This window comes from Sporosarcina sp. FSL K6-2383 (genome assembly GCF_038618305.1).
Classification (GTDB): Bacteria; Bacillota; Bacilli; order Bacillales_A; family Planococcaceae; genus Sporosarcina.
Window position 1 is genome coordinate 3422501 of sequence record NZ_CP152017.1, and the last position, 24809, is coordinate 3447309.

A 24809-nucleotide genomic window follows, 5' to 3' on the forward strand; every position below is an offset into this window, starting at 1 on the left:
ATTTTCAATAATGGCGAGTCTGGCAAGATGATGAAGCGATTTGACTACATGATGATAGGCATCCATATAGTTTCCTTGCTCGAAAAAAGTCTTTCCTTCCATATAGCCTCGCACAAGCTTTGAAAATTCTAACCCCATCTTCATCTTTTGCCCGTAAAAAGGATACTCCTGTAACTCCGTCCGTAATTGTTCCACAAATTCATTGCGATCGTAGAAGACCTTACCGTAGAATAACCAATCAACCACTTTTCGTTTCGATCCAAGGAGTAACCACTTGCGTAATTGTTTTTCACTAATAATATGCATTGCAGCTTTCCCGTTTCCATCCGTATAATGTTTCGTAAAGATAGGGATCTCTTCGTCAGCGGTAATGATTAAGAGGATCGCATCGAATGTATCCGTAATCGGATCCCCTTTCCCTCTTTTTTCTACCAAAATGACGCCTAACGTCTCTGGAAAGCTTGCCCGTTCCTGATAAATCGGCCTAAGTACTTGTTCCACTACCACACCTCCCTGTCATTTCCTTTCGACAAGGAGTCGTAAATCTCCTTTATTTGAAAGTCGGATAAATATCGTAAAAAGCGAAATATATGCTATAGTAATTAAGGATCTATCAAGGAGGAACGCTAGATGAAACCATATAAAAATAAGATAAACCGTATACGTTCGTTTGCTCTTGCTTTAATATTCATTGGGGTCGTCATTATGTACATCGGAATTTTCTTCAGATCAAACGAGATCGTCATGCTCATTTTCATGACACTCGGCTTTCTCTCCATCATTGCGAGTACTATAGTTTACGCATGGATCGGTACGTTATCAACACGAGCTATTCAAATTCAATGCCCAAGTTGTGGCAAGCATACGAAAATGCTTGGACGTGTTGATATGTGCGGGCATTGTCGTGAGCCTTTGACACTTGATGCTTCATTAGAAGGCAAAGAATTTGATGTAGCTTATAACCGTCCCCAAAAACGAACAGCTAAACAGGCAGATGACACAAAATAAAAAACGTCTGATCTAACTTCTTAACGAAGTAGATCAGACGTTTTTTTAATTGGCGCTCGCAACACGCGTAGCACATTCAGGACATGTCCCATATACTTCAAGACGATGCGAGTTCACTTCAAATCCTGTAACATGGGAGGCAAGACGTTCAACTTCTTCAAGTCCAGGATGGTGGAAATCAACAATCGTTCCACACTCGTTGCAAATAATATGGTAATGATCATTTGTCACAAAATCAAATCGACTCGAAGCATCCCCATAAGTCAATTCTTTCACGAGCCCCGCATTTCGAAATACACGAAGATTATTATAAACTGTTGCAACACTCATGTTAGGAAAATCGCTTTCCAGTGATTTATATATTTCATCAGCCGTCGGATGTAATTCAGAAGAGATAAGATACTCTAATATCGCATGTCGTTGCGGAGTAATTCTTACACCATTTTTTTTCAATGCGTCTAAGGCATCCTTCAATCTCGCTTCAGACATCATACATGCACCCCAATCCATAAAGATTATCTCTTTATAATTATTATAATTAGTTTACTTAAATTAGGGTGCATATGTCAACTAAAGCGATTAGGTAGGTCTATTTCTCCTCTTTTACAAAGTCAATATCCATCCTCTAGGTCAATCAAATTCCGAAGATCTCGCTCGCCACTTAACCACTTTTCCAAATTTTCTTCTATAACTACAAGGGCTCTGTCAACATACTTCCCTGACAGACTAGATACATGTGGTGAAACCGTACAATTCGAGAGGGACCATAATTCATTTTCTTGAGCTAACGGTTCCGTTTCAAATACGTCGAGCACCGCATGTCCAATGACTTCATTTTTCAATACTTCTATAAGAAGGGCTTCATCAACTAAGTCACCACGACCAAAATTCAGGAAAACAGCTGTCTCTTTCATCGCTTCAAAATGTTCTTTAGTAAGAAGCCCTTTCGTCTCCGGCGTACTTGGCAATACTGAAATAATATAATCAACTTCGGGTAGTCTAGAAACTAAGCTATCAAAAGTAATCATTTCATCCATCGACTCACATGCTCTTCCCGAACGGTTGCAACCAATTGTTTCAACTCCAAATGCCTGAAGCAGTCTACCAATTTCCGAGCCGATTGCGCCAGGACCCAGAATAAGCGCCGTCGATCCTTTCAATTCAGTTGAACCGACTTTCCGACTCCATTCCCTCTCCTGTTGCCGTTGGTAAATGAGAGGGAGCGACCGCTTCAGTGCTAGAATATGTGCCAACACGGATTCAGCCATCGGCGTTTTATGAATACCACGAACGTTTGACATCACTAGCTGCCTCTTCGAAATTTCAGCAAGCGGCATTTTTTCAACACCAGCAGAGGCGACCATCAGCCATTCAAGGGATTTTGCCTGGTTGAGTAGGGTCACATCTATATCCTCGCCATACGTAACAATTGCATTAGCTTTCTCAATTAACTGTACTTCCGGAGTTTTGCCATAACGAAAAGAAACTTCAGGAAACTTCGTCAACAAGCGTTCTTTCTGATGTTCTTTAATCTCAAACGTGAACAATACTTCCATCATACATCCCCCTAGCTACCTCAAGATTTCACTAACTGCTCCAACGTCGCAAACGCTTCTTCTATATGTCCCGCAACTTTCACTTTACGCCATTCCTTAACAACCGTCCCTGTCGGATCAATCAAAAACGTCGAACGCTCAATGCCCATATACTCCTTACCAAAGTTCTTCTTCAACTTCCAGACATCATATAGTTCTGCAACTTCATGATTTTCATCGACAAGAAGAGAAAAAGGCAGCCCATGTTTCCCAATAAACTTGCCATGCGAAGCCTCACTATCTGGACTCACCCCAAGCACTACTGCATTGAGTTTACTAAAATCCTCATAGGCATCACGGAAATCACAAGCCTGCATTGTACAGCCTGGCGTAGCATCTTTCGGATAAAAATAAAGAACTACATATTTTTTACCAGCAAACTCTTTTAATGAAACTACCTCTCCCTTTTCATTTGGCAATGAAAATTCAGGTGCATGCAACCCTTCAAGTGTCGTCATCGTCTATTCCTCCTATATGTTCTTTTCTTAATCCTATCGAACATCCTCTATAGTTTCAATTTCTTTGGCGTATACGCTCTATTTTGTTTACAATAGAAGGGTGATCAATTGAACGGAGGAATTATTTATGAACAGATCAAATTCAGAACAAATTTATAATGAAGCATGCGAGCATATCGTAGGAGGAGTGAACAGTCCATCACGCGGCTACAAAGCAGTCGGTGGCGGAGCACCTACAGTAATGGAACGTGCAGAAGGCGCTTATTTCTGGGATGTCGACGGCAATCAATACATTGATTACTTGGCAGCATATGGTCCGATTATTACGGGGCACGCACATCCGCATATTACTGAAGCCATTGTGAATGCAGCTAAAACAGGAATTCTATATGGCACACCTACACGCCATGAAGTAAAATTCGCAAAAATGTTGAAGGAAGCAATGCCAGGTATGGCTAAAGTTCGTTTCGTTAACTCAGGAACTGAAGCTGTTATGACAACAATCCGTGTTTCACGCGCATATACCGGCAGAACTAAAATCATGAAATTCGCAGGCTGCTACCATGGCCACTCTGACCTTGTACTCGTCGCTGCTGGTTCTGGTCCTGCGACTCTTGGAACGCCTGATTCCGCTGGCGTTCCAAAATCGATTGCTGAAGAAGTAATCACAATTCCATTCAATAATCCAGAGGCTTATAAGGAAGCAATGGCAAAATGGGGAGATGAAATCGCTTGTGTCCTAGTCGAGCCAATCGTTGGAAACTTCGGGATTGTTGAACCTAATGAAGGATTCCTACCACTTGTGCATGAACTCGCTGCCAAAAAAGGTGCTTTGATTGTATATGATGAAGTAATTACGGCATTCCGCTTCCATTATGGTGGTGCACAAGATTTACTTGGACTTACTCCCGACTTAACTGCTTTTGGTAAAATTATCGGTGGCGGATTGCCAATCGGTGCTTATGGTGGTAAAAAAGAAATTATGGAACAAGTTGCTCCACTAGGACCTGCTTATCAGGCTGGAACAATGGCTGGGAATCCTGCTTCCATGCTTGCGGGTATCGCTTGTTTGGAAGTCCTTCAAACACCTGGCGTTTACGAAGAAATGGATCGTCTTGGTACCATTCTTGAAACCGGTATATTAGCGTCAGCAAAAGAGCACGCCATTACGCTAACAACAAATCGTTTGGGCGGAGCTTTGACACTATTTTTCACAGATGTAAAAGTAGAAAACTACGAGCAAGCTGAGGCAACAGATGGTGAGGTCTTTGCAAAATTCTTTAAACTGATGCTCAAAAATGGCATTAATCTTGCACCATCGAAGTATGAAGCATGGTTTTTAACAACTGCCCATACAGAACAAGACATTAAAGATACACTCGTTGCAGTCGATAAATCCTTTAAAGAACTGGCAACACTACTGAACGGTTGACCACGCTACCACTTTAAGGTACAGTAGCGAAAAATGGCCTTAGCAGAAAGGAATATTCCTATGAAACTTGGTGCCCGCATTTTTAAAACGGGCATTGCGATTGTATTCGCATTGTTCCTAGCAGAGCTGTTACAGTTGCCAAATCCCTTATTTGCAGGGATCGCAGCTATCTTTGCCATTCAACCGACAATCTATAGATCTTATTTGACAATTATCGAACAGATTCAAGGAAATCTCATTGGCGCAGTTACTGCCGTTACTTTTGTACTTCTATTTGGTCATCAGCTAGTCGTTATTGGCCTTGCGGCAGTTATCATCATCTTAATCATGATTAAACTGGGACTGGAAAAATCAATTTCACTGGCGCTTGTCGTCATGATCGCCATTATGGAAATCAAAGGCGATGAGTTTTTATCATTTGCATTACTACGATTTTTAACCATTCTTATCGGAGTTTTAGCGGCTTTCGTTGTCAATTTGCTATTTATGCCACCGAAATATGAAACGAAACTGTTCGAGTCTATCCATTTAGCACAAGATGAGATTATTCGTTGGACCCGGCTTGCTGGTAGACAAGCCTCTGAACATATCGCGACAAAGAAGTCACTTAAAAAGTTAGCAGAGCGTCTGACACAAGTCGAAGAATTTTACCTTCTATTTAAAGAAGAACGGAGCTACTTCAAAAAGAATTCACGTACCAAGGCGAGAAAGCTAGTGATTTATAGACAAATGGTCGCTACTTCAAAAAGCAGTTATGATGTCTTGAAAAGATTGCATCAATTTGAAAATGAGTTGATTAAACTACCAGAGCATTTCCGAATGATGGTTCAGGAACGCTTGGACACTTTACTCACTTATCATGAACAACTCCATTTAAAATTTGTTGGTAAGTTGAAGGTTGATAAGGAGAGCGCTAGCCAAAACGACGACTATATACAGCGCCATGAAGTAATGGAGATATTCGCGAAGGAGATCGGGATTACAAAGGAAGAAGAGGAGTTTTCTACTTACCATCTTCTGCATGTTCTATCATCCATTTTAAATTATGAGGAGCAATTGGAGCATCTGGACATGCTTATTGTCTCATTCCAAAAATATCATAATAACGAAATGAATATGAAATTAGAAGAAGAGATCTACTAAATAATAGTATAAAAACCAAAAACAGCCTTGAAGTCATTGACTTCAAGGCTGTTTTTTAATTCTTCATCCGAGGATCTAGCGCATCACGTAAGCCGTCACCCATTAGGTTAAAGCCAAGGACGGTGAACATAATCGCGAGTCCTGGGAAAATCATTGTCCATGGAGCGGACTGTAAATAGTTTTTCGAGTCGGCGAGTATTGTTCCCCATTCCGGTTGCGGTGCCTGAGCTCCTAAACCTAGGAAACCAAGAGCAGCCGTTTCTAGAATTGCCGTTGCAATGGCAAGCGTGCCTTGAACAATGACGGGTGCCATCGAGTTCGGCAAAATGTGGGAATATAGAATCCTTACATCCTTCATCCCAATCGCCTTCGCTGCCATAATATACTCATCTTCTTTAATACTCAATACTTTTGAACGAATGAGCCGTCCAAAGTTCGGCACATTTATAATCGCAATTGCGATAAGTGCATTTTGTAAGCTTGGGCCGAGTACAGAAACAATTGCAATCGCTAATAGAATAGAAGGAAATGCAAGCATAATATCAAACAGCCTTGAAATCACTATATCTACCCAACGACCATAGTACCCCGCAAGAATTCCAAGTATACTTCCAATAACGACTGATCCAATGACCGAGAAGAAGCCAACCGATAAAGAAATACGCGCGCCGTAGATAATTCGAGATAAGATATCTCGACCAAGATCATCCGTTCCGAGCCAGTATTCACTGGAAGGAGGGAGAAGCCGATCAGCTAGAACTTGATCGTTAATACCTTCTTTCGCAATCCATGGACCGAAAATCGCAAGTAGCACGAAGAAAATTACAATTCCAGCACCGACCACAGCAACTTTGTTCTTACTGAAACTTCTCCATGCTTCACGCCCAGGTCCTGCTACTTTTTCAATTTCCACTTTATCATTCACTTTTGGCACTAATTCAGACATAAATGCTTCCCCCTTCCTCAGTCATATTTAATCCTTGGATCGATGAGACCATACAACAGGTCGACAACCAGGTTAATCATGACGAAGAAGAATGCGACGATGAGTATGCCTGATTGAATGACTGGATAGTCCCTTGCACCGATGGCTTCGTAAATGTAACGCCCAATACCAGGCCAAGCGAAAATCGATTCTGTTAAAATCGCTCCGCCGAGCAGCATCCCCATTTGTAATCCAATAATCGTTAGTACAGGAATAATCGCATTTTTCAACGCATGTTTATATACAACCCAAAACATTTTTTGTCCTTTTGCACGAGCTGTACGTACATAATCAGCCCGCATAACCTCAAGCATACTCGAGCGTGTCATCCGCGCAATAATCGCCATCGGAATTGTCGCAAGCGCTAGCCCCGGTAAAATAAGGTGACGAATGACTTGCCATAACTGGTCAAAACGCCCTTGAATAAGGCTATCAAGCACATAAAGATTCGTTATGGCACTTACGGGGTCTCGTACTTCCTCCCGTCCAGTCGTCGGTAGCCAGTGAAGCTCTAACGCAAATACCCATTGACCCATTAAACCCAGCCAGAAAATGGGCATCGATACTCCAACAAGCGCTAAAATCATGGCCGTATAATCAAACCATGAATTTTGGAACCATGCCGAAATAATACCCGCATTAATACCGATAACAATAGCGATAATAATAGCAAAAAGCGCCAGTTCAAAAGTAGCTGCAAAATAAGGCCAAATTTCATCCGCTACAGGTGCCCGCGTTCTCATCGATTCGCCAAGATCACCTTTAAATAGATCTCCTAAATAATGAAAGTACTGAATATACCATGGATTATCGAGTCCAAGCTTAATCGTCAATGCCTCAACAGCCTCTTTACTTGCCTGTTGGCCAAGAATGATCTGTGCGGGATTACCCGGAATGGCCCGGATGATCATGAATACGATGAACGTCATCCCAAGTAGGACAGGAATGAGCTGCAGCAACCTTTTCCCAATATAGCTGAGCATAAACTTTCCCCCTCCAACACTTTATCTCTACTATGTATTAACTGTTACTTTTATCAATTGCACCGAAGACTTCAATCAAGAGTCAAGTTAAAAAAGGGAGAAATCTTGCAGACCTCTCCCTTTCCTTCTATTACTAAAAACAGATTACTTAAATTCTACGCTTGATAGTAGATCCGATCCAGTTGGATGCGGAAGGAATCCTGATAGATCACTAGCGCCACCTAGAAGTGGAGTCGAGTGAGCTAACGGTACCCATGGAGCTTCCTCATGGATAATTTCCTGTGCTTTTTTGTAAAGCTCATTACGTTTCGCTTCATCTGTTTCAGTTTGTGCTTGAATAAACAACTCGTGCATTTCATCATTTTGATAGTACGTATAGTTATTGCTTCCGATATTATCTTCATCTAGAAGAACGTATAGGAAGTTATCTGCATCTCCGTTATCACCAGTCCAACCAAGCATGAACGCATCTGCGTCTCCTTTACTTGCAAGATCCAAGTAAGTTGCCCACTCATGTGACACAATAGTCGCCGTGATGCCAACATCTGCAAGGTTTTTCTGAATAACTTCAGCTACTTTTTTACCGTCTGGCATGTATGGACGTGGTACAGGCATTGCCCATAGTTCCATCTCAAAACCATCTGCTAATCCAGCTTGTGCAAGAAGTTCTTTTGCTTTTTCAGGATTATAGTCGTATCCTTCGATATCATCGTTATAGCCTGAAATTGATGGCGGCATTGGGTTTTTCGCAATATTTGCACGCCCTTCAAAGAATGCATCGACGATAGATTGTTTGTCAATCGCATGGTTAATCGCTTGACGTACTTCTTTCTTGTCGAAAGGAGGACGTGTAACTGTTAAACCTAGGTAACCAACGTTCATAGATGGACGTTCAAACAACTGTAGGTCAGCGTTTCCTTCGATTGCTTTACCATCAGATGGGTTAATACCATCTGCAAGTTCGATATCCCCATTCATCAATGCATTCAAACGTGCAGTGTTGTCAGGAATTGAACGGAAAATAATTTTTTGAAGTTTTGGTAGTCCCTCTTGCCAATAATCATCGAATTTCTCGATTGTAATTGTTTCATTCGGCTTCCAGTCAACAAATTTGAAAGGACCTGTTCCAACTGGGTTTCTTTCAAATTTGTCATCGCCTTCTTCAAACGCTGTTGGACTTGCAATGGCAAACATACTCATTGCAATGTTTTTTAAGAATGGTGCTTGTTGACGTGTCAATGTAATCACAACTGTGTTATCGCCATCAGCAGTTACTGAATCAATAACGCGTTCTGGATCATCCTTGAAACCACCGAACATTGAGTAGTAGTAAGGGAATTTATCTGCGTCTCCATTTGCCCAGCGGTCAAAGTTTTTAACAACCGCTTCTGCATTGAAGTCAGTTCCATCATGGAATTTAACGCCTTCACGTAGAGTGAATGTATACGTCAAACCGTCTTCACTTGTTACCCACTCAGAAGCTAGACCCGGTTGAATTGTTGTATCTTCTTCTCCAAAGTTCAACAGTGTTTCATAAAGGTTAACTGTAACCTTGAAGGATTCCCCTTCAGTAACACGGGATGGATCAAGAGAAGTAGAGTCTCCACCGCGTCCGAATACCAATGTATCCTTGACGTCTTTGTCATCCGTTGCTTTCTCTTCACTCTTTGTACCTTCTTCTTCCTTACCTGTACCTTCATCCTTCTCGTCGTCACCTGATCCACAGGCTGCAAGTGCTGCCGAAAGTACCAGTAGCATCATCAAGCCAAATAACCAAAACTTCCTTTTATTCATACTGACCCCTCCATCTGTTTCTGTTTTATATCATTGCCGCTATGTTCACTATAAAGGTGACAAGCGACAGAATGACCCGAAGAATGTTCAACTAATTGTGGTACAACTTGCGTACAGACATCCATTTTAAATGGACAACGCGTATGGAATGTACACCCTGATGGTGGATTTGCCGGATTGGGAATATCCCCTTCAAGAATAACCTGCTCTTTTTCGAAGTCAGGATCTGGCACAGGTACAGCGGATAATAGCGCTTGCGTATAAGGATGAAGCGCTTCCATATACAATTGCTCACTTTCCGCAATTTCCACCATTTTCCCCAAATACATAACACCGACACGATCGCTTATATGACGGACAACGCCTAAATCATGTGCGATAAAAATATAAGTAAGCTTAAAATCTTTTTGCAAATCCTGCATCAGATTTAACACCTGTGCTTGGATAGAAACGTCCAATGCCGAAACGGGTTCATCCGCAATGATTAATTTGGGATTCGTCATTAACGCTCGAGCAATGCCGATACGTTGCCTTTGTCCTCCACTAAATTGATGCGGATATCGCTTTGCATGGTAAGCACTTAATCCTACAATTTCCAGAAATTCATGTACTTTCTTTCTGCGCTCTTTCGAATTACTTATCCCGTGAACAATCAGCGGCTCTTCCAAGATTTTCTCAATCGTATGACGCGGATTTAGTGATGCATAAGGATCTTGGAATACCATTTGTATTTCACGTCTCGTCTTGCGCATTTCATCTGCCGATAAAGATGTTAAATCTTTACCATCAAACTCCACTGTCCCCTCAGTCGGTTCCAGTAGTCGCATGAGCATCCGACCTGTCGTTGATTTACCACAGCCTGATTCTCCAACGATTCCGAGTGTTTCACCTTCATTGACATAAAACGATACATCATCTACTGCTTTGACATGCCCAACTGTTTTACCAAGTAGGCCTTTTTTAATGGGGAAATACTTTTTTAAGCCTTCAACTTTCAATAAGGGCTTTGTCGTCATTCATTCCCACCCCTTCTCCAGCGTATAAGAAGCATCGCGTCTCGTGCCCATCCGACGTCTTATATAGCTCTGGATTCTCTTTCTGACAACGATCAAATGCAAATTCGCATCTCGCCGCAAATCGACATCCCTGTCGAATTGAACCCGGTTTAGGAACACTTCCTGGAATGGAATAAAGTCGATCCTTTTTATAGCGCATATCTGGAACTGATTGAATAAGTCCTTTTGTATATGGGTGCTGCGGATCATCGAAGATCTGCTTAGCAGGTGCTTCTTCAATAATTTGCCCAGCGTACATCACGATAACACGCTCACACGTCTCTGCCACAACGCCCAAATCATGTGTGATAAGAAGTACAGCTGTATTCAATCTCGTATTCAGTTCCCTCATCAGCTTTAAAATTTGTGCTTGAATCGTTACATCAAGTGCAGTCGTCGGTTCATCCGCTATCAGTACCTTCGGATCACAGACGAGTGCCATTGCAATCATCACCCTTTGCCGCATACCGCCTGACAATTGGTGAGGATAGTCTTTCATAATCCCCTCTGCACGAGGTAATCCGACAAGCTTCAACATGTCAATTGCTCGAGTTTCTGCCTTCTTTTTACCCCAGCCCTTTTCATGAATCAAAATAGCCTCGATCATTTGATTTCCTATTGTGTACAATGGATTTAATGACGTCATCGGCTCTTGGAATATCATAGCAATATCATTGCCACGAATATGTCTCATCTGCCTTTCCGACATCTCCAGTAAATCCTTGCCCTCAAAAAGAATCTCCCCACCAACAATTTTACCTGGCGGCTTTGGGACAAGTCCCATAATAGAAAGAGACGTAACACTTTTACCGCAGCCAGATTCTCCGACTATACCTAGTACTTCCCCTTCTCTCACGTGAAAGTCGATATGATCTACAGCCGGTATTTCTCCCGAATCAGTAAAAAAGGTCGTCTGTAAATCTTTCACTTCGAGGACTACTTTCCTCTCACTCATCAGATCACCTTTTCCTAATCTATTACTTTCAGAATTTTAAAGTTATCACTATTATACGATTATTTTAAACAAATGCAATACTATTTTCATATATTCTTGTCATGAAAAAGGCACACCGCCCTAAAGTCCTTACTTTTAGCGGTGTGCCAACATATTATTATTTATCAAGCATCTGTACTTGGAACAATCCGTAGTAAATCCCTTTGTTAACCATTAATTCCTCGTGTGTACCCATTTCCTTCAGCTCACCTGCATCAATGACTAAAATCTTATCGGCATGTGTAATGGTCGACAAACGATGGGCTACGACAAGTGTTGTTCGATCACTTGCCAACCTTTCTAGCGACTCTTGAATAAGTGCTTCGCTTTCGAGGTCGAGTGCTGATGTTGCTTCATCCAACACGAGTAGTGGTGGATTTTTCAAAAAGACACGGGCAATGGCAATGCGTTGTTTTTGCCCACCTGATAATTTCACGCCGCGCTCTCCGACTTTTGTGTCATAACCAAGAGGTAACGATTCGATGAAGTCATGCGCATTCGCCGCTTTTGCAGCTATAATGACTTCCTCATCTGATGCATCGGGATTCCCCATCAATATATTACTTTTTACAGAATCACTGAACAGAATACTGTCCTGTAGCACGATACCTATCTGATCGCGCAGTGATTTCACGGTCACATCACGTAGATCATGGCCATCTATTCGAACTGCTCCACCCGTGACATCATAAAAACGTGGAATTAAACTGATAACGGTCGACTTTCCGCCGCCACTCATCCCTACAAACGCTACTGTTTCTCCAGGATTCACAGTGAAGTCAATATTATTCAACACAACTTGTCCATCCTGCTCATAAGAAAAACAAACTTTGTCGAACTCGATTTTTCCACTCATTGCAGGCAGCTCAATCGCGTTTTCTTTATCAGTAATGTCATATTTCTCTTCCATCAAATCAAATACGCGGTCCATCGAAGCGAATGATTGGGTCAACGATGTCGATGAATTGACAAGCCTACGAAGCGGGCTATACAGTCTATCGATATAAGCAATGAATGCCACCATCGTTCCGAGCGATAAGGATCCATTTATGACTTGATAACCTGCATAGGCAAGCACAAGTAAAGGGGCGACATCCGTAATGGTATTGACGACAGCAAAGGCTTTCGCATTCCATTTCGTATGATCAATAGCCTTATCAAGAAACTGACCGTTTACCTCATCGAAATTCTTTTGTTCCTTATCCTCTAATGCAAAACTTTTTATAACACTGACGCCTGAAACGCGTTCATGCAAATAACTTTGCACATTCGCTAAGGCTTGAGATCGTTTTCTTGTCAGTTCGCGTAGCTTGCCGAAAAAATGCTTCACACTGTAGGCGTAGAACGGAAATGCTAGAAGTGTGACAATCGTTAGCGGAATATCCAACGTTAACATAATTGCAATTGCGATGAGAATGGTCGCTAAATCGAGCCAAACATTCATCAGTCCAATCATGACAAAGTTTTTTGTCTGCTCTACATCATTGATGACCCGGGAAATAACTTCCCCTGCCCGCGTATTGGAGTAATAGTTCAAGCTCAGCTTTTGCAAATGCCCATATAATACCTGACGAATATCGTACAAAATTTTGTTGCTGACATACTGTGCAAAATATTGCCGATAATATTCAACCGGCGGCCGGACGATGAAGAATAATAATGCTGTCCCACCAAGCCAATAAAAGAGCTGTTGCGTCATTTCCGCCTTCGATAATATATCTGAATCAATTATATCGTCAATAATAATTTTAATTAATAAGGGCATAAATAGCGGAATTGCGAACTTAATAACGCCAAGTATAATCGTAAAAAGAATGAGCCAATTGTATGGCTTGACGAACTTCATATATCGCTTAATGCTTTCACCCATTTGTTGTTATACCTCCTCATGTTGATTCACTAAGCCAAGCAAAAGAGCCTGCCGTAAATAATCACGGCCTGGCTCTTCATTTACTGTTCTTAATCTGTTTGTAAAATGCATACCGTGATGTCCAAACATCGATGAAATCCGGAGCGAACGGTCCTCTGCGCTGCTTAATCCAGCCTAGCAACGTCGTTAAATTCTTTTGCATAATCTGATCGATGATTTCAGGATATTCCATCTTTTTCTTATGATCGGCATATTCGTCTTCATCGAGAATCATATAGCTCATGTCAGGGAACACTTTCACATCAAGGTCATAATCAATATACTTCAATGATTTGTTATCGTAGATGAACGGCGAACTCATATTGACATAATAATAAACCCCATCTTCTCTTAGCATACAAATAATATTGAACCAATGTTCCGCATGGAAGTAACAAATTGAAGGTTCGCGCGTCAACCAAGTGCGACCGTCCGCCTCTGTAACAAGCGTCCGTTCATTTGCCCCTATGACAATATTCCGTGTTCCTTTTAATACAACTGTCTCTTGCCAAACACGATGAATGCTACCGTTATGTTTGTAACTATGTACTTGTATCGTTTCTCCTTCTGTAGCAATCGCCATGATTATACCCACCCTTTAGTTGCCGGAAAATTTCTAAGCTTTCTTCGTTTCATCATTATACCAACAGAACAGCAAAATTTGAAATCTTATAATCCTTTTTCTTTTCTGAGGTATAAAGAAAAACCGATGGGAGCGTAATACCCCCATCGGTCGGTGATGTCCATCCACTTATTTAGTGCCGTTTTCGAATCGATTCGCGCGCGGACCGGAAGCATTTTTCTTCTTTGCTTCAGATTGCTGGTTTTGTTGACGAACCTCGTTCACATCTGTTTCAGAACCAAACTCTTCAGCCATCGGTGTAAATGATTGATTTTGTTGTGATAGCTGATTTTGCTTCTTCACTTTGTTCGCATTCGTTTGGCCAGGGTTGTTATTGTTTGTCATGGATTTTCACCTCCGTACACACTAACATGTGCACAAAACGCTTTTTTATCCACTAGAAAATTTTACAATAAAATAGAGCGACCACCATCGACGATAATTGTCTGTCCACGAATCATATCCGCTCCATCTGAAATAAGGAACATTGCTGTTTTCACCATATCCTCGACTTCAACCATGCGACCTGCCGGCGTGTTTTTACGTGCATCTTCTAACATTTCCTCACGATTTGGAAAATGCTTCAATGCTTCTGTATCAAGCGCTCCCCCAGACACCGTATTCACAGCAATACCTAAAGGTGCAAGTTCAACCGCAAGATAACGTGTAATGGATTCGATTGCCGCTTTCGAAACGCCTACTGTCGTATAATTTTCAAGGTAGCGAATGGAGCCTAGTGAACTAACGCCGATAATTTTGCCGCCTTTATCCATTAGCTTAGCTGCTTCCTGTGCACCGAACAACATCGCTTTTGCGTTAATATTCATCGTCCAATCCCAGTGTGATTCCTCGAGCTCCATCACAGGGCGCAATACGCCAGATGCCGCATTCGATATAAACACATCTAAACGTCCGAACTCCTCTTTCACTTGTTCAAACATGATGCGTAACTTAGCAACATCTCCGACATTAGCACGGATCATAATTGCTTTTCTACCTAATGCTTCGATTTCTTTAACTGTTTCCTCTGCCGCCGAGCGACTGCGTGCATAATTCACAACGATGTCATACCCTTGCCTCGCTAGCTCAATCGCCAACGCCTTACCTAATCCTCTAGAACTTCCTGTTACCATTGCTACTTTTTGAGTTGTCATTCATCTATTCCTCCGATTTAATTTCTTCCCATATTTTTAACACAGGCACTGGTTTCGGCAACGCCTCTACTTCCTCCGCTGAAAAAAACATATAGCCCGACGGGAGTGAATCCGTCACTTTCATTTGTGCCTTATAGCTTGTCATCTCCCATGTTATATGGGAAAAGATGTGTTTAAACGCCAGTAATTCAACAACATTTTCTAATTCAACACCAAGTTGTTGGCATACTTTTTCTTGTGGTGCCATACCATCCAATCGTTCAATCATTGGAAATTCCCATAATCCTGCTAGCAAGCCTTTTGCAGGCCTTTGCCTTAACAGCCACTCTCCTTGTTTATTCTGTATCGCAAATGATGCAACTGGGATTATTTTCATCGTTTTTTTCTTCGTCTTAACAGGCAATTCCTCCTGTCTTCCCTCATAAAATGCACCACAAAAATCCCGGACTGGGCAGAGTAAACATTTTGGTTTAGGCGTACAAATTGTCGCGCCAAGCTCCATTAACCCTTGATTGAATGAAGAAGGATCTTTTTGATCGATTAAATCCATCACAACCGTTTCAAAAATCTTTTTCGTGCGCGGTATCGCAATATCCTCCTCAATTAAAAGAAGTCGAGACATCACTCGCATGACATTACCATCGACAGCATGTTCTGGAACGCCATAAGCAATGCTTAATACAGCTCCAGCTGTATAGGGTCCGACACCTTTTAACGTTGAAATCTCTTGACGTGTATCTGGCACTTCACCGCCATAATTTTCGACCACTTCACGAACACCCATCTGCAAATTTCTTGCCCGTGAGTAATAGCCGAGTCCTTCCCACATTTTCAGCAAATCATTTTCCTCTGCCGCTGCAAGTATTTCCATTGTCGGAAAGCTGTCGATAAATCGCTCATAATAAGGAATTACTGTATCGACTCTCGTTTGTTGTAGCATGACCTCAGAAACCCATATATAATAAGGGTTTGACGTATGGCGCCAAGGTAAATCCCTCTTTTCACGATGATACCAGGAAAGAAGCGCTTCGCGAAATTCGTCTTTTTTCATTATTATTTGCATGTTTTGCTCCTTATCACATATGCTTACTGTTAATCAAAAAAGGGTATATACTTAAATGAAAAATACTTTTCGACTCCGAAAATCTTAAGCTAAAGGAGTGATCACTTGGATACCGGAACACATATTGTCATGGGCATAGCTCTTGGCGGTCTAGCTTTGGCGGATCCTGTCGTTTCAACCGATACTGCTACGATGAGTGCCGTCGTTGCTGGCGTCATCGTCGGATCACTTATACCAGATGTCGATACCGTCTTGAAATTAAGAAATAACGCGGTCTATATTCGCAATCATCGTGGGATTACACACTCTATCCCGGCTGTATTGTTATGGCCGCTTATCATCACTATACTGTTATCCCTTGTAGTACCTGAAGCTAGCTTCATCCACTTATGGGCTTGGACGTTTCTTGCCGTTTTCTTGCATGTTTTCGTTGATATTTTTAATTCATACGGAACACAGGCATTGCGACCCTTCTCAAACAAATGGGTTGCTATCGGGGTCATCAATACATTTGATCCCATCATTTTCGCTTTACACGGTATTGCCCTTATCATTTGGGGACTAGGAGCTAATCCTGTCTATACCATTTTGACGACCTACGTAGTTATTTTCTTTTATTATTTGCTGCGCTTTGCTATTAAATCCGCAGTGAAAAAAGCTGTTCAAAATACTGTACCCGATGCGAAAGATATTATTATTGCCCCTACGATGCGATTTTTCCAATGGCGAATCGCCGCGTCCTCAGAGGAATGTCATTATGTTGGACGAGCTTACGGCCGGTCCGTTAATATCTATGACCGTTTTGAACGAGTAGCTATGCCAAAGTCGCCTGAAGTCGACGTAGCTATGAGTGACAAAAATATCGAGGCATTCACATCGTTCTCTCCGATTTATCGTTGGTCAGTCACAAGTATTGGTGACTTATGTGAAGTTCGCCTTATAGATTTGCGCTACCGCAGCAAAGGCTATTATCCATTTGTCGCAGTTGCACATGTCGATAAAAATCTCAACATCGTTAACTCCTATACGGGTTGGATTTTCTCAGAGGACAAACTACAAAAAAAGTTGAATTTTGCACCGAATTCTTAAATAAATGGGCTATGGTAAAACATGGCCTTTTTTATTTTCCTTCTTTAACCGTCTTCAACATCGCAATTGGCAATGCCTCCATTGCACGCTCGCCACCTAAACGATAGCCCCAAGCAAAGCGACCTTTCAAATAATCGACATGGAAAAAGACACCCTCATCACCATCAATACGATAAATTTCATCCTTCACAATCGTCTTCGGATCAATTAAATACGATTGTGCCATAACTGCTTTACGTTGATACACCGCATACTCGTTAACCATGCCAAGCTGTTCAGCCTTTCGCGCCTTCTCCATGATCGTACCGATTTCTGTGCGTAATTCATGCTCTGACATCTGGCTATACTTTTTTTCATTCTCCATCTTCTTCATTCTCCTTTTTATCAATAAACGCATCAATTTTATCAAACGGGATTCCTTTTTGATACATCGCTTGCTTCACACGGTTATGTAGATCGCGCCCTTTGAACTTTGATTGATGGCGCCGCCATGCTTTTTCTCCGACCGACTCCGTAATCTCTGCCCATTCGTCGTCTCCCCGCTCGAAGTCTATATTATTAAGCGCTTGGTTAATAATATCAAATGAGTAGCCTTTACTTAACAAGGCATTTTGTATTTTTTGTTTCAATTGTATGGGAGCCACAGAACGGTTAGCCTTCGCCGCCTTTTCCGCCAGCTTCGTTGCAATTTGTAACTGTTCATCTTCTGAATAAGAATCCAGTACTTTTTCTTGCAACTCCTTCCCAATACCTTTCTTATGCATCTCCTGTTGAATAGCCCTCGGACCTTTACTCGATGAATTTTTTTGCGTTTGCAAAAGAGCTTCTGAATAGGCTTCATCATTCAAGAAACCCAGTTCCTTCAATTTCACAATCGCTTCCCGAACAATCGCTTCTCCATACTCAAGATCCAACAACTTTTTCTTCACTTCAAACTCACTACGCATTTTGAAGCCTAGATAATGAAGAGCTCGGTTAAATGCTTTACGTATTTCATCCTCATACACCATATCATCTATGGACCAGTCTTCCAGCACCATTCCTTTGGTCAACCCAAATTTTACAAGCACCGATTCGTGGACACTATAGGCGTATTTTTCGTCGAGGAAAATATTGTATCGTTCGTGATCTTTTTTCTGTTGTGTTATCTTCGTAATGACAGGCATTTTTACAGAACCTCCTACTCTTTACAAGTATACATGTTCTACCGTTCAAGTTCAGCTTAATAGGGTATAGATTACTACATGGAGGTGTTGAAAATATGAAGATTGTTATTGCAGGTGGTTCTGGCTTTATCGGTCAAAAGTTGACGACTTTCCTTTTGAATGAAGGGCATGACATTATTATTTTATCGAGGAAAGAGAAAAAAGGAACCAACAACATCAGCTACGTACAATGGCTCCAAGAGGGGGCTACACCAGAAATAGCAATTGGCTCAGCAGATGCCTTTGTCAACCTTGCAGGTGTATCCATCAATGCAGGACGTTGGAATGCTGAACACCGACGCCAAATTCACGACAGTCGCATGATTGCTACAGACGAGTTATTGCGGATCATCTCTACTTTACCAATTAAACCTTCCGTCCTCGTCAACGCAAGTGCAATCGGTATCTATCCAGCTTCAGAAGAAATCATTTATACAGAAGATGCCACCACCATTGCAAACGATTTCCTCGCACAAACTGTGGCGGATTGGGAAAAGAAAGCTACATTAGTAGAAGCTGAAGGAATCCGGTCTGTTTTCATGCGTTTCGGTGTCGTTCTCGGTAAAGGTGGCGGCGCACTACCACCTATGGTGTTGCCCTACAGACTATTTGCAGGCGGTAAAGTCGGATCTGGTAAACAGTGGCTATCCTGGATCCATGTAGATGATGTTGTGCGTGCAATCGCCTTCTCCATTACGAACAAAAACGTACAAGGACCAGTTAATACGGCTTCGCCGTTCCCACAGCGAATGGATGATTTCGGCAAAACAATTGGATCCGTTTTACACCGTCCACATTGGTTTCCCGTTCCTGGATTTGTCATGAAGCTAGTGCTCGGCAAGAAAAGCGCACTTGTTTTAGAAGGGCAACATGTCTTACCTAAAAAATTACTCGATAATGGATTTGAATTCAAATTCCCTAAGCTCGAGGCTGCATTACGGAATATCCTAAAAGAAAACGTATAACTTTTCATCTTGCGCACATCCTACCAAAAAAGGAAGGTGCGTTTTTTATGATTAAACAGCATGGCCCTGGAATTATACTGGCAGCTTTCATAGTAGTAGCCGGATTTGTATTGAATCCTTTTTCTACGAAAGCAGAAGAATTTCATTGGGGATTTAAAAAGGCGACAGATGGCATTCCACCCAGCGCTGGCGCCGCACTCGATTCAATGCTCGAAAAATATGGTGCTATTTACAAAGGAAAGCCTGATGAAAAAATTGTCTATTTAACCTTTGATAACGGCTACGAAAATGGCTATACAGAAAGTATTTTAGATACACTGAAAAAGGAAGAGGCTCCCGCAACCTTTTTTCTCACGGGACATTATTTAAAAAGTGCCACACCACTTGTCAAACGAATGATTGAGGAAGGTCATGGCATTGGGAATCATACTTATGGTCACCCAAACCTAACTACACTATCTGGGCAAGGGATGGAAGAAGATTGGAAGAAATTCGATAAATTATTGAATGAACTAACTGGAATAAAACGGACAGTATATACGCGGCCGCCTGCTGGTGTATTTAATGACAATGTACTTGCCAAAGGAAATGAGCTTGGCTACCGCCATATTTTCTGGTCGGTCGCTTTTATCGACTGGTATGCAGACAAGCCGAGGGGACGTGATTTTGCATACAATGAATTGATGACCCAGCTCCATCCGGGCGCCGTCATTTTAATGCATACTGTTTCTCCTGATAATGCGCAAGCATTGCCTGACTTTATCCGCGACGCTAAAAAGGCTGGCTACGCCTTCCATTCACTCGATGATCTTGTGCTGGAATATGAAAACATTCACTCGATTTTAAGATAAGAAAAAGCGTCCAATGTGGACGCTTTTTCTTATCTTAGAGCTCCGAGTGCCTGTTAGGCGATCGCTTTCATTTTCCCCAATAGCGCCAATACGAACAAAGTGCCCAAGAAAATTGAAATGAGTAGCAAGTAACTGAAGCTGGCTTCAAATTCAAGGAAGATCCCACCGAGAAACGGACCCGTCAAGCTTCCAATACTAAAAAAGATACCGCATAGTAAATTCCCTGTTGGCAAGAGATGCTTCGGTGTCAATTCAGACATATACGAAATACCTAGCGAAAAAATCGAGCCAACAAAAAGACCAGCTATGAAAAACATTGACATGACCGCAATCGAGGACGTCCCCACTGTACTTGCCGCAAAGAACGATGCCGCCCCACCGCCAAATGCCATCAAAAAGACGGGGCGCCTGCCAATTTTGTCCGACAACATCCCAAGAGGCAATTGCGAAACCATTCCACCCAATGAAAATGACACTAGAATCAACGATACCGATGTCAGATCAATCCCACTTCTTAGCGCATAGACCGGATACATCGCATTGAGAGATGATTCAAGAAAACCATAGCCGAATGGACCGAGAAATGCCAACCATGCAACGGCAATTGTTGCTTTGAATCTTGTAAAAAACCGTTCTTCAACTGCCTTCCCTTTAATAACATCCGGGAATTCATTTTTCAGTCTGAAAACAAGTGACCATGCCAGCATGCAAAGTACACCAGAGACGATAAATGGTAATCCTTCAAACACATTGATAAGTGGCACGAATAGCGGCCCTACCGCAAAGCCAGTCCCAAATGACAAACCGTAAATGGCAATATTACGCCCCAATCGTTGCTGAGGGGAAAAACTCGTAATCCACGTCTGTGTGGAGAAATGCAAAGCATGATCCCCTATGCCTATTAGAAGTCTTAATATGTACCAAAACACAACACTTTTCCATAATGGAAATAACAACAATGAGCAAAAGACGAGTATCCCACCACCGATAATAATTGGCTTATAACCAAACCGACGTAACGGTGCCTCCATAAATGGAGATACCAGAAGCGTTCCTATGTATAGTCCCGTTGCATTCAATCCATTCAATGCACTCGATACACCATCGCGTTCAAAAATAGCTGAAATAAGCGGCAATAGCATTCCTTGTGAGAATCCAGAGATGGATACGATGATGACAAGAATCCAAAAACGTTTCCTCTCTACTTGCGAAAAAGTATTCATATTTTTTTACGCTCCCTATTTTAATGACCATTGTATGATTCTAGCATAGGAGAACAGTAAATCAGCGCAATTTTACATAACATCATCTTTTAAAAAAATCGTAAAGACCCAGTCCATATCTGATTGTCAGATTACGGCTGGGCCTTTACATATGAATTGAACCTTCATTATCATTTTCCATTAACATAAGTCGTAGTCGTCTCTCGGCATATAGCCGGTGGACACTTACGGATCCCCTCCTTCTTAACAGGATTCGATTTGTCTTTACTCTACGCCCTCCCTTTCATTTGATTACACATATCATAGCATAAAGATTTTTAATTGTAAAGATTCTGTTAAGTTTTTTATTCAATAAATTCTTATGCCTTTTTTTCATCTTTGCGTAGTTATTGGAGCCTGTTGAAAAAAACCTTTTTTTCGTTTACGATTATAGTAATGAAAAGAGGTGTACGTATTGGATAACGCACAAGATCATAACCAAGTTGATGGGTTAAAAACACGCTTCCATCAATTCTTAGAAACACTTGATACAATTGAACCTGAAACAGCAGATTTGCAAGAAATTGATCGCCTAATCGGCATGATTGACGACCTTGAAGAACAAGTCGAAAAGATAAAATCAACTAACTAATTATATAGGGAGGGGGGCTTGAGTATGTACATAGAACAAATCGAAAAAAGCATGTATGATCTCATTTGTGAAACATCGACAAATCTTCCGAAGGATGTGCGCCGAAAAATTCTTGCAGCAAGACAACAAGAAGACGCAGGCACACGCGCGGCGATGAGCTTGGATACGATTGCTCAAAATATCAATATGGCGGATGAGAAAATGTCACCTATCTGTCAGGACACGGGCATGCCTACATTTAAAATCAAAACTCCTGTCGGCGTGAACCAGCTTGAAATCAAAGCAGCTATTAAGCGTGCCATTGTTCAAGCGACAAAGGATACGAAACTCCGCCCGAACTCCGTTGACTCCTTAACTGGCGACAACAGCGGCGATAATCTTGGTGAAGGCGTCCCTGTTGTGAAATTTGAACAATGGGAACAAAACCATATAGAAGTAAAGCTCATCCTAAAGGGTGGCGGCTGTGAGAATAAAAACATCCAGTATAGCCTGCCAACTGAGCTTGAAGGGCTTGGGCGTGCTGGTCGCGACCTCGACGGCATTCGTAAATGTGTTTTACACTCCGTCTACCAAGCGCAAGGACAAGGCTGCTCGGCAGGCTTCATCGGCGTTGGAATTGGCGGGGATCGCGCTTCCGGCTATGACCTTGCTAAAGAACAGCTATTTCGTGCGGTTGACGATGTAAATCCAAATGATCAATTGGCTGGGCTAGAGGCTTATATTTTAGAATCAGCAAACAAACTTGGCATCGGCACAATGGGCTTCGGTGGTGAAGTGACACTTCTTGGCTGCAAAGTGGGCGTCATGAATCGTATTCCTGCTAGCTTCTTCGTTTCCGTAGCGTATAACTGCTGGGCGTATCGTCGGATGGCTGTCGATATTGATGCTGTGTCTGGCGAAATTACAAATTGGCATTATAATGATGGCGAAAAAATCGCTTTCACACAGGATAACGAGCCGGAAGAACAACAAGCTATGCGTACAGTAGAGCTAACTGCACCTATTTCTGAAGAACAAATTCGTGATTTAAAAGTAGGCGACGTTGTTAAAATTTCAGGGCGTATGTTTACAGGCCGTGATGCGATTCATAAGCATCTTTCTGAAAATGATGCACCTGTCGATTTGGACGGACATATTATTTACCATTGCGGCCCTGTCGTCTTGAAAAAAGACGATGGCAGCTATGAAATTAAAGCTGCTGGTCCAACAACCTCCATTCGTGAAGAGCCTTATCAAGGTGATATTATGAAGAAGTTTGGTATTCGAGCAGTTATCGGTAAAGGCGGTATGGGTCCTAAAACACTCGCTGCCCTTGAAGAACACGGTGGCGTCTATCTAAACGCAATCGGCGGAGCAGCACAATATTATGCCGACTGCATTAAAGAGGTTGAAGGTGTAGACTTACTACAATTTGGAATCCCTGAAGCGATGTGGCATCTACGCGTCGAAGATTTCACTGCAGTCGTCACAATGGATTCACATGGCAACAGCTTACACGCCGATGTCGATAAAACATCACTTGAGAAACTAGCACAATTTAAAGAAAAAGTATTTAGCTAAAATCTCAAAGTAAAATGCCCTGTACCGGAGTATATTCCGAATACAGGGCATTTCTCATAGGTTACACTTATTTTCCTTCCAATGATTTTATCGTTTCCCTCTCTAACATCACGGCATTCAACTGTCCACCGAGCATTAAAATAATACCCGAGAAATACAACCACATCATGAGAACAATAATCGTCCCAATACTTCCATACGTATTTGAGTAGCTTTCAAAGTTATCGACATAAAATGTGAATAGAAGAGTAGTACAAATCCATCCAATTGTCGCAAATAACGCACCTGGAAGTACACTTTTCCACCGTAGCTTTACATTCGGAACTAACCAGTAAATCGTTACAAACACAATTGAAATAAGAACGGGTGGGATACTCCAGCGTAGGCTTTTCCATATAGCAAGAAAACCTTCCTCCAATCCGAAAACTGAAAATGCTAAAATACCGATTTGCCGACCGAATAACGGTAAAACAAGAGCAATCAGAAGAGTAGAAATGAGCAGGACTGTAAAAACTAGCGACATCGCACGTGTAAGGATGGAGGATCGTGTCTCAGCCGTGTCATAAGACAAATTTAATGCCTTCGTAAGAGCATTCATACCTTTAGACGCCGACCAAATTGTTGCGAATGCCCCAATCGACAGTAAACCACCATTTCTATTTGCTAGCACTTCTGCTAGCGTATCCTCAATTAGCATAGCAACACTTGTCGGTGCATACTCTCGAATATATATAAAGATCTGTGCAACATCAATATTTAAAAATGGCAACAGTGTAATAAGGAAGATGAGTAATGGAAACAAGGACAATAGGAAGAAGAAAGCCATTTGAGAAGCTAATCCAGTCACATCTACTTTCTTTATCCGAATGAACAATTCCTTCCAAAATCCTTCAGTCGTTGTGACATCAAACTTGTCAAGGTCACCTTCTACGACATCATCATAAAATTTTAGGAGCTTAGTTTCGCCCATTAAACTATCAATCCTTTGTCTTACCTTGCTAACTTTTTCTTTATTATTCACTTCAGGAGTTAAACGTTTTTTTTCAAACACAGCGCTTTCACTCCTTTCAATATCGACTATTTAACTTGA

General features: G+C 41.8%; 26 protein-coding genes (1 of these 26 cut by a window edge). 8 read left to right on the forward strand and 18 right to left on the reverse strand.

Annotated elements, in window-relative coordinates:
* Nucleotides 1-501, reverse strand: partial view of a nucleotidyltransferase-like protein gene (locus MKZ10_RS17320; protein WP_203249320.1) — the 5' portion only. It extends 363 nt beyond the left edge of the window; the window shows 501 of its 864 coding nt (coding positions 1-501); it begins with the start codon at nt 499-501; its stop codon lies beyond the left edge, outside the window.
* A 129-nt stretch (nt 502-630) separates the two neighbouring features.
* On the opposite strand from MKZ10_RS17320, the gene MKZ10_RS17325 reads away from it, so the two are divergent.
* Nucleotides 631-1008, forward strand: coding sequence for a YgzB family protein (locus MKZ10_RS17325; protein ID WP_203249321.1), 378 nt, complete (start codon nt 631-633; stop codon nt 1006-1008).
* 45 nt (nt 1009-1053) lie between these two features.
* Here MKZ10_RS17325 and perR read toward each other — a convergent pair whose 3' ends face one another.
* The 3 genes from perR to bcp form a co-directional block, all read right to left on the reverse strand.
* On the reverse strand, nt 1054-1497 hold the full coding sequence (gene perR / locus MKZ10_RS17330) for a Fur family transcriptional regulator (RefSeq protein WP_203249322.1): 444 nt from the start codon (nt 1495-1497) through the stop codon (nt 1054-1056).
* A gap of 122 nt (nt 1498-1619) precedes the next feature.
* Complete coding sequence (locus MKZ10_RS17335) at nt 1620-2564, reverse strand: D-2-hydroxyacid dehydrogenase (protein ID WP_203249323.1); 945 nt, start codon at nt 2562-2564, stop codon at nt 1620-1622.
* 20 nt (nt 2565-2584) lie between these two features.
* Nucleotides 2585-3061, reverse strand: coding sequence for a thioredoxin-dependent thiol peroxidase (gene bcp, locus MKZ10_RS17340; protein ID WP_342506282.1), 477 nt, complete (start codon nt 3059-3061; stop codon nt 2585-2587).
* A gap of 127 nt (nt 3062-3188) precedes the next feature.
* Here bcp and MKZ10_RS17345 point away from each other — a divergent pair, with 127 nt between their 5' ends.
* Nucleotides 3189-4493 carry a glutamate-1-semialdehyde 2,1-aminomutase gene (locus tag MKZ10_RS17345; protein WP_203249325.1) on the forward strand — a complete coding sequence of 435 codons (1305 nt, stop codon included), beginning with the start codon at nt 3189-3191 and terminating at the stop codon, nt 4491-4493.
* Nucleotides 4494-4553: 60 nt separating this feature from the next.
* Entirely contained in the window at nt 4554-5636 is a 1083-nt protein-coding gene (locus MKZ10_RS17350) for an aromatic acid exporter family protein (RefSeq protein WP_203249326.1), read from the forward strand.
* 55 nt (nt 5637-5691) lie between these two features.
* On the opposite strand, the gene nikC is transcribed toward MKZ10_RS17350, so the two are convergent.
* From nikC to mutY, 10 genes are all read right to left on the reverse strand, one after another.
* Entirely contained in the window at nt 5692-6582 is an 891-nt protein-coding gene (nikC, locus tag MKZ10_RS17355) for a nickel transporter permease (protein WP_203248631.1), read from the reverse strand.
* Between the two features lie 17 nt (nt 6583-6599).
* A complete protein-coding gene (locus MKZ10_RS17360) occupies nt 6600-7604 on the reverse strand; it encodes an ABC transporter permease (protein ID WP_203248630.1) in 1005 nt (334 codons plus the stop codon).
* A gap of 144 nt (nt 7605-7748) precedes the next feature.
* Complete coding sequence (locus tag MKZ10_RS17365; RefSeq protein ID WP_342506287.1) at nt 7749-9398, reverse strand: ABC transporter substrate-binding protein; 1650 nt, start codon at nt 9396-9398, stop codon at nt 7749-7751.
* Nucleotides 9395-10414 carry a dipeptide ABC transporter ATP-binding protein gene (locus tag MKZ10_RS17370; protein ID WP_342506289.1) on the reverse strand — a complete coding sequence of 340 codons (1020 nt, stop codon included), beginning with the start codon at nt 10412-10414 and terminating at the stop codon, nt 9395-9397. Before MKZ10_RS17370 ends, MKZ10_RS17365 begins: the two co-directional genes overlap by 4 nt.
* The gene (locus MKZ10_RS17375; protein WP_342506291.1) at nt 10386-11408 is read right to left on the reverse strand and encodes an ABC transporter ATP-binding protein; all 1023 of its coding nucleotides are present in this window, start codon (nt 11406-11408) and stop codon (nt 10386-10388) included. Before MKZ10_RS17375 ends, MKZ10_RS17370 begins: the two co-directional genes overlap by 29 nt.
* Nucleotides 11409-11565: 157 nt before the next feature.
* Nucleotides 11566-13317, reverse strand: coding sequence for an ABC transporter ATP-binding protein (locus MKZ10_RS17380; RefSeq protein ID WP_342506293.1), 1752 nt, complete (start codon nt 13315-13317; stop codon nt 11566-11568).
* Between the two features lie 76 nt (nt 13318-13393).
* On the reverse strand, nt 13394-13939 hold the full coding sequence (locus tag MKZ10_RS17385; protein WP_342506295.1) for a DUF402 domain-containing protein: 546 nt from the start codon (nt 13937-13939) through the stop codon (nt 13394-13396).
* Between the two features lie 168 nt (nt 13940-14107).
* The gene (locus tag MKZ10_RS17390; protein WP_342506297.1) at nt 14108-14323 is read right to left on the reverse strand and encodes a gamma-type small acid-soluble spore protein; all 216 of its coding nucleotides are present in this window, start codon (nt 14321-14323) and stop codon (nt 14108-14110) included.
* A 62-nt stretch (nt 14324-14385) separates the two neighbouring features.
* Nucleotides 14386-15132, reverse strand: a complete 747-nt coding sequence (fabL, locus tag MKZ10_RS17395) for an enoyl-[acyl-carrier-protein] reductase FabL (protein WP_342506299.1) — start codon at nt 15130-15132, stop codon at nt 14386-14388.
* Nucleotides 15133-15136: 4 nt separating this feature from the next.
* Complete coding sequence (gene mutY, locus MKZ10_RS17400) at nt 15137-16195, reverse strand: A/G-specific adenine glycosylase (RefSeq protein WP_342506301.1); 1059 nt, start codon at nt 16193-16195, stop codon at nt 15137-15139.
* 105 nt (nt 16196-16300) lie between these two features.
* Here mutY and MKZ10_RS17405 point away from each other — a divergent pair, with 105 nt between their 5' ends.
* A complete protein-coding gene (locus tag MKZ10_RS17405; RefSeq protein ID WP_342506302.1) occupies nt 16301-17284 on the forward strand; it encodes a metal-dependent hydrolase in 984 nt (327 codons plus the stop codon).
* A gap of 31 nt (nt 17285-17315) precedes the next feature.
* Here MKZ10_RS17405 and MKZ10_RS17410 read toward each other — a convergent pair whose 3' ends face one another.
* Together MKZ10_RS17410 and recX are read right to left on the reverse strand one after the other, a co-directional pair.
* Nucleotides 17316-17648 carry a YfhH family protein gene (locus tag MKZ10_RS17410; RefSeq protein ID WP_342506304.1) on the reverse strand — a complete coding sequence of 111 codons (333 nt, stop codon included), beginning with the start codon at nt 17646-17648 and terminating at the stop codon, nt 17316-17318.
* Complete coding sequence (gene recX, locus MKZ10_RS17415; RefSeq protein WP_203248619.1) at nt 17638-18450, reverse strand: recombination regulator RecX; 813 nt, start codon at nt 18448-18450, stop codon at nt 17638-17640. Before recX ends, MKZ10_RS17410 begins: the two co-directional genes overlap by 11 nt.
* 95 nt (nt 18451-18545) lie before the next feature.
* On the opposite strand from recX, the gene MKZ10_RS17420 reads away from it, so the two are divergent.
* Nucleotides 18546-19454, forward strand: coding sequence for a TIGR01777 family oxidoreductase (locus MKZ10_RS17420; RefSeq protein WP_342506308.1), 909 nt, complete (start codon nt 18546-18548; stop codon nt 19452-19454).
* Between the two features lie 47 nt (nt 19455-19501).
* Nucleotides 19502-20305 carry a polysaccharide deacetylase family protein gene (locus MKZ10_RS17425; RefSeq protein WP_203248617.1) on the forward strand — a complete coding sequence of 268 codons (804 nt, stop codon included), beginning with the start codon at nt 19502-19504 and terminating at the stop codon, nt 20303-20305.
* A 53-nt stretch (nt 20306-20358) separates the two neighbouring features.
* On the opposite strand, the gene MKZ10_RS17430 is transcribed toward MKZ10_RS17425, so the two are convergent.
* On the reverse strand, nt 20359-21528 hold the full coding sequence (locus MKZ10_RS17430) for an MFS transporter (protein ID WP_203248615.1): 1170 nt from the start codon (nt 21526-21528) through the stop codon (nt 20359-20361).
* Between the two features lie 445 nt (nt 21529-21973).
* Between MKZ10_RS17430 and MKZ10_RS17435 the strand changes: the two genes are divergently transcribed.
* Nucleotides 21974-22159: an SE1561 family protein gene (locus MKZ10_RS17435; protein ID WP_322555720.1), complete on the forward strand. Its 186-nt coding sequence runs from the start codon at nt 21974-21976 to the stop codon at nt 22157-22159.
* Nucleotides 22160-22183: 24 nt separating this feature from the next.
* The gene (locus tag MKZ10_RS17440) at nt 22184-23719 is read left to right on the forward strand and encodes a fumarate hydratase (RefSeq protein WP_212391779.1); all 1536 of its coding nucleotides are present in this window, start codon (nt 22184-22186) and stop codon (nt 23717-23719) included.
* A 67-nt stretch (nt 23720-23786) separates the two neighbouring features.
* Here MKZ10_RS17440 and MKZ10_RS17445 read toward each other — a convergent pair whose 3' ends face one another.
* Complete coding sequence (locus MKZ10_RS17445; protein ID WP_342506315.1) at nt 23787-24770, reverse strand: YihY/virulence factor BrkB family protein; 984 nt, start codon at nt 24768-24770, stop codon at nt 23787-23789.
* Nucleotides 24771-24809 lie beyond the last annotated feature (39 nt).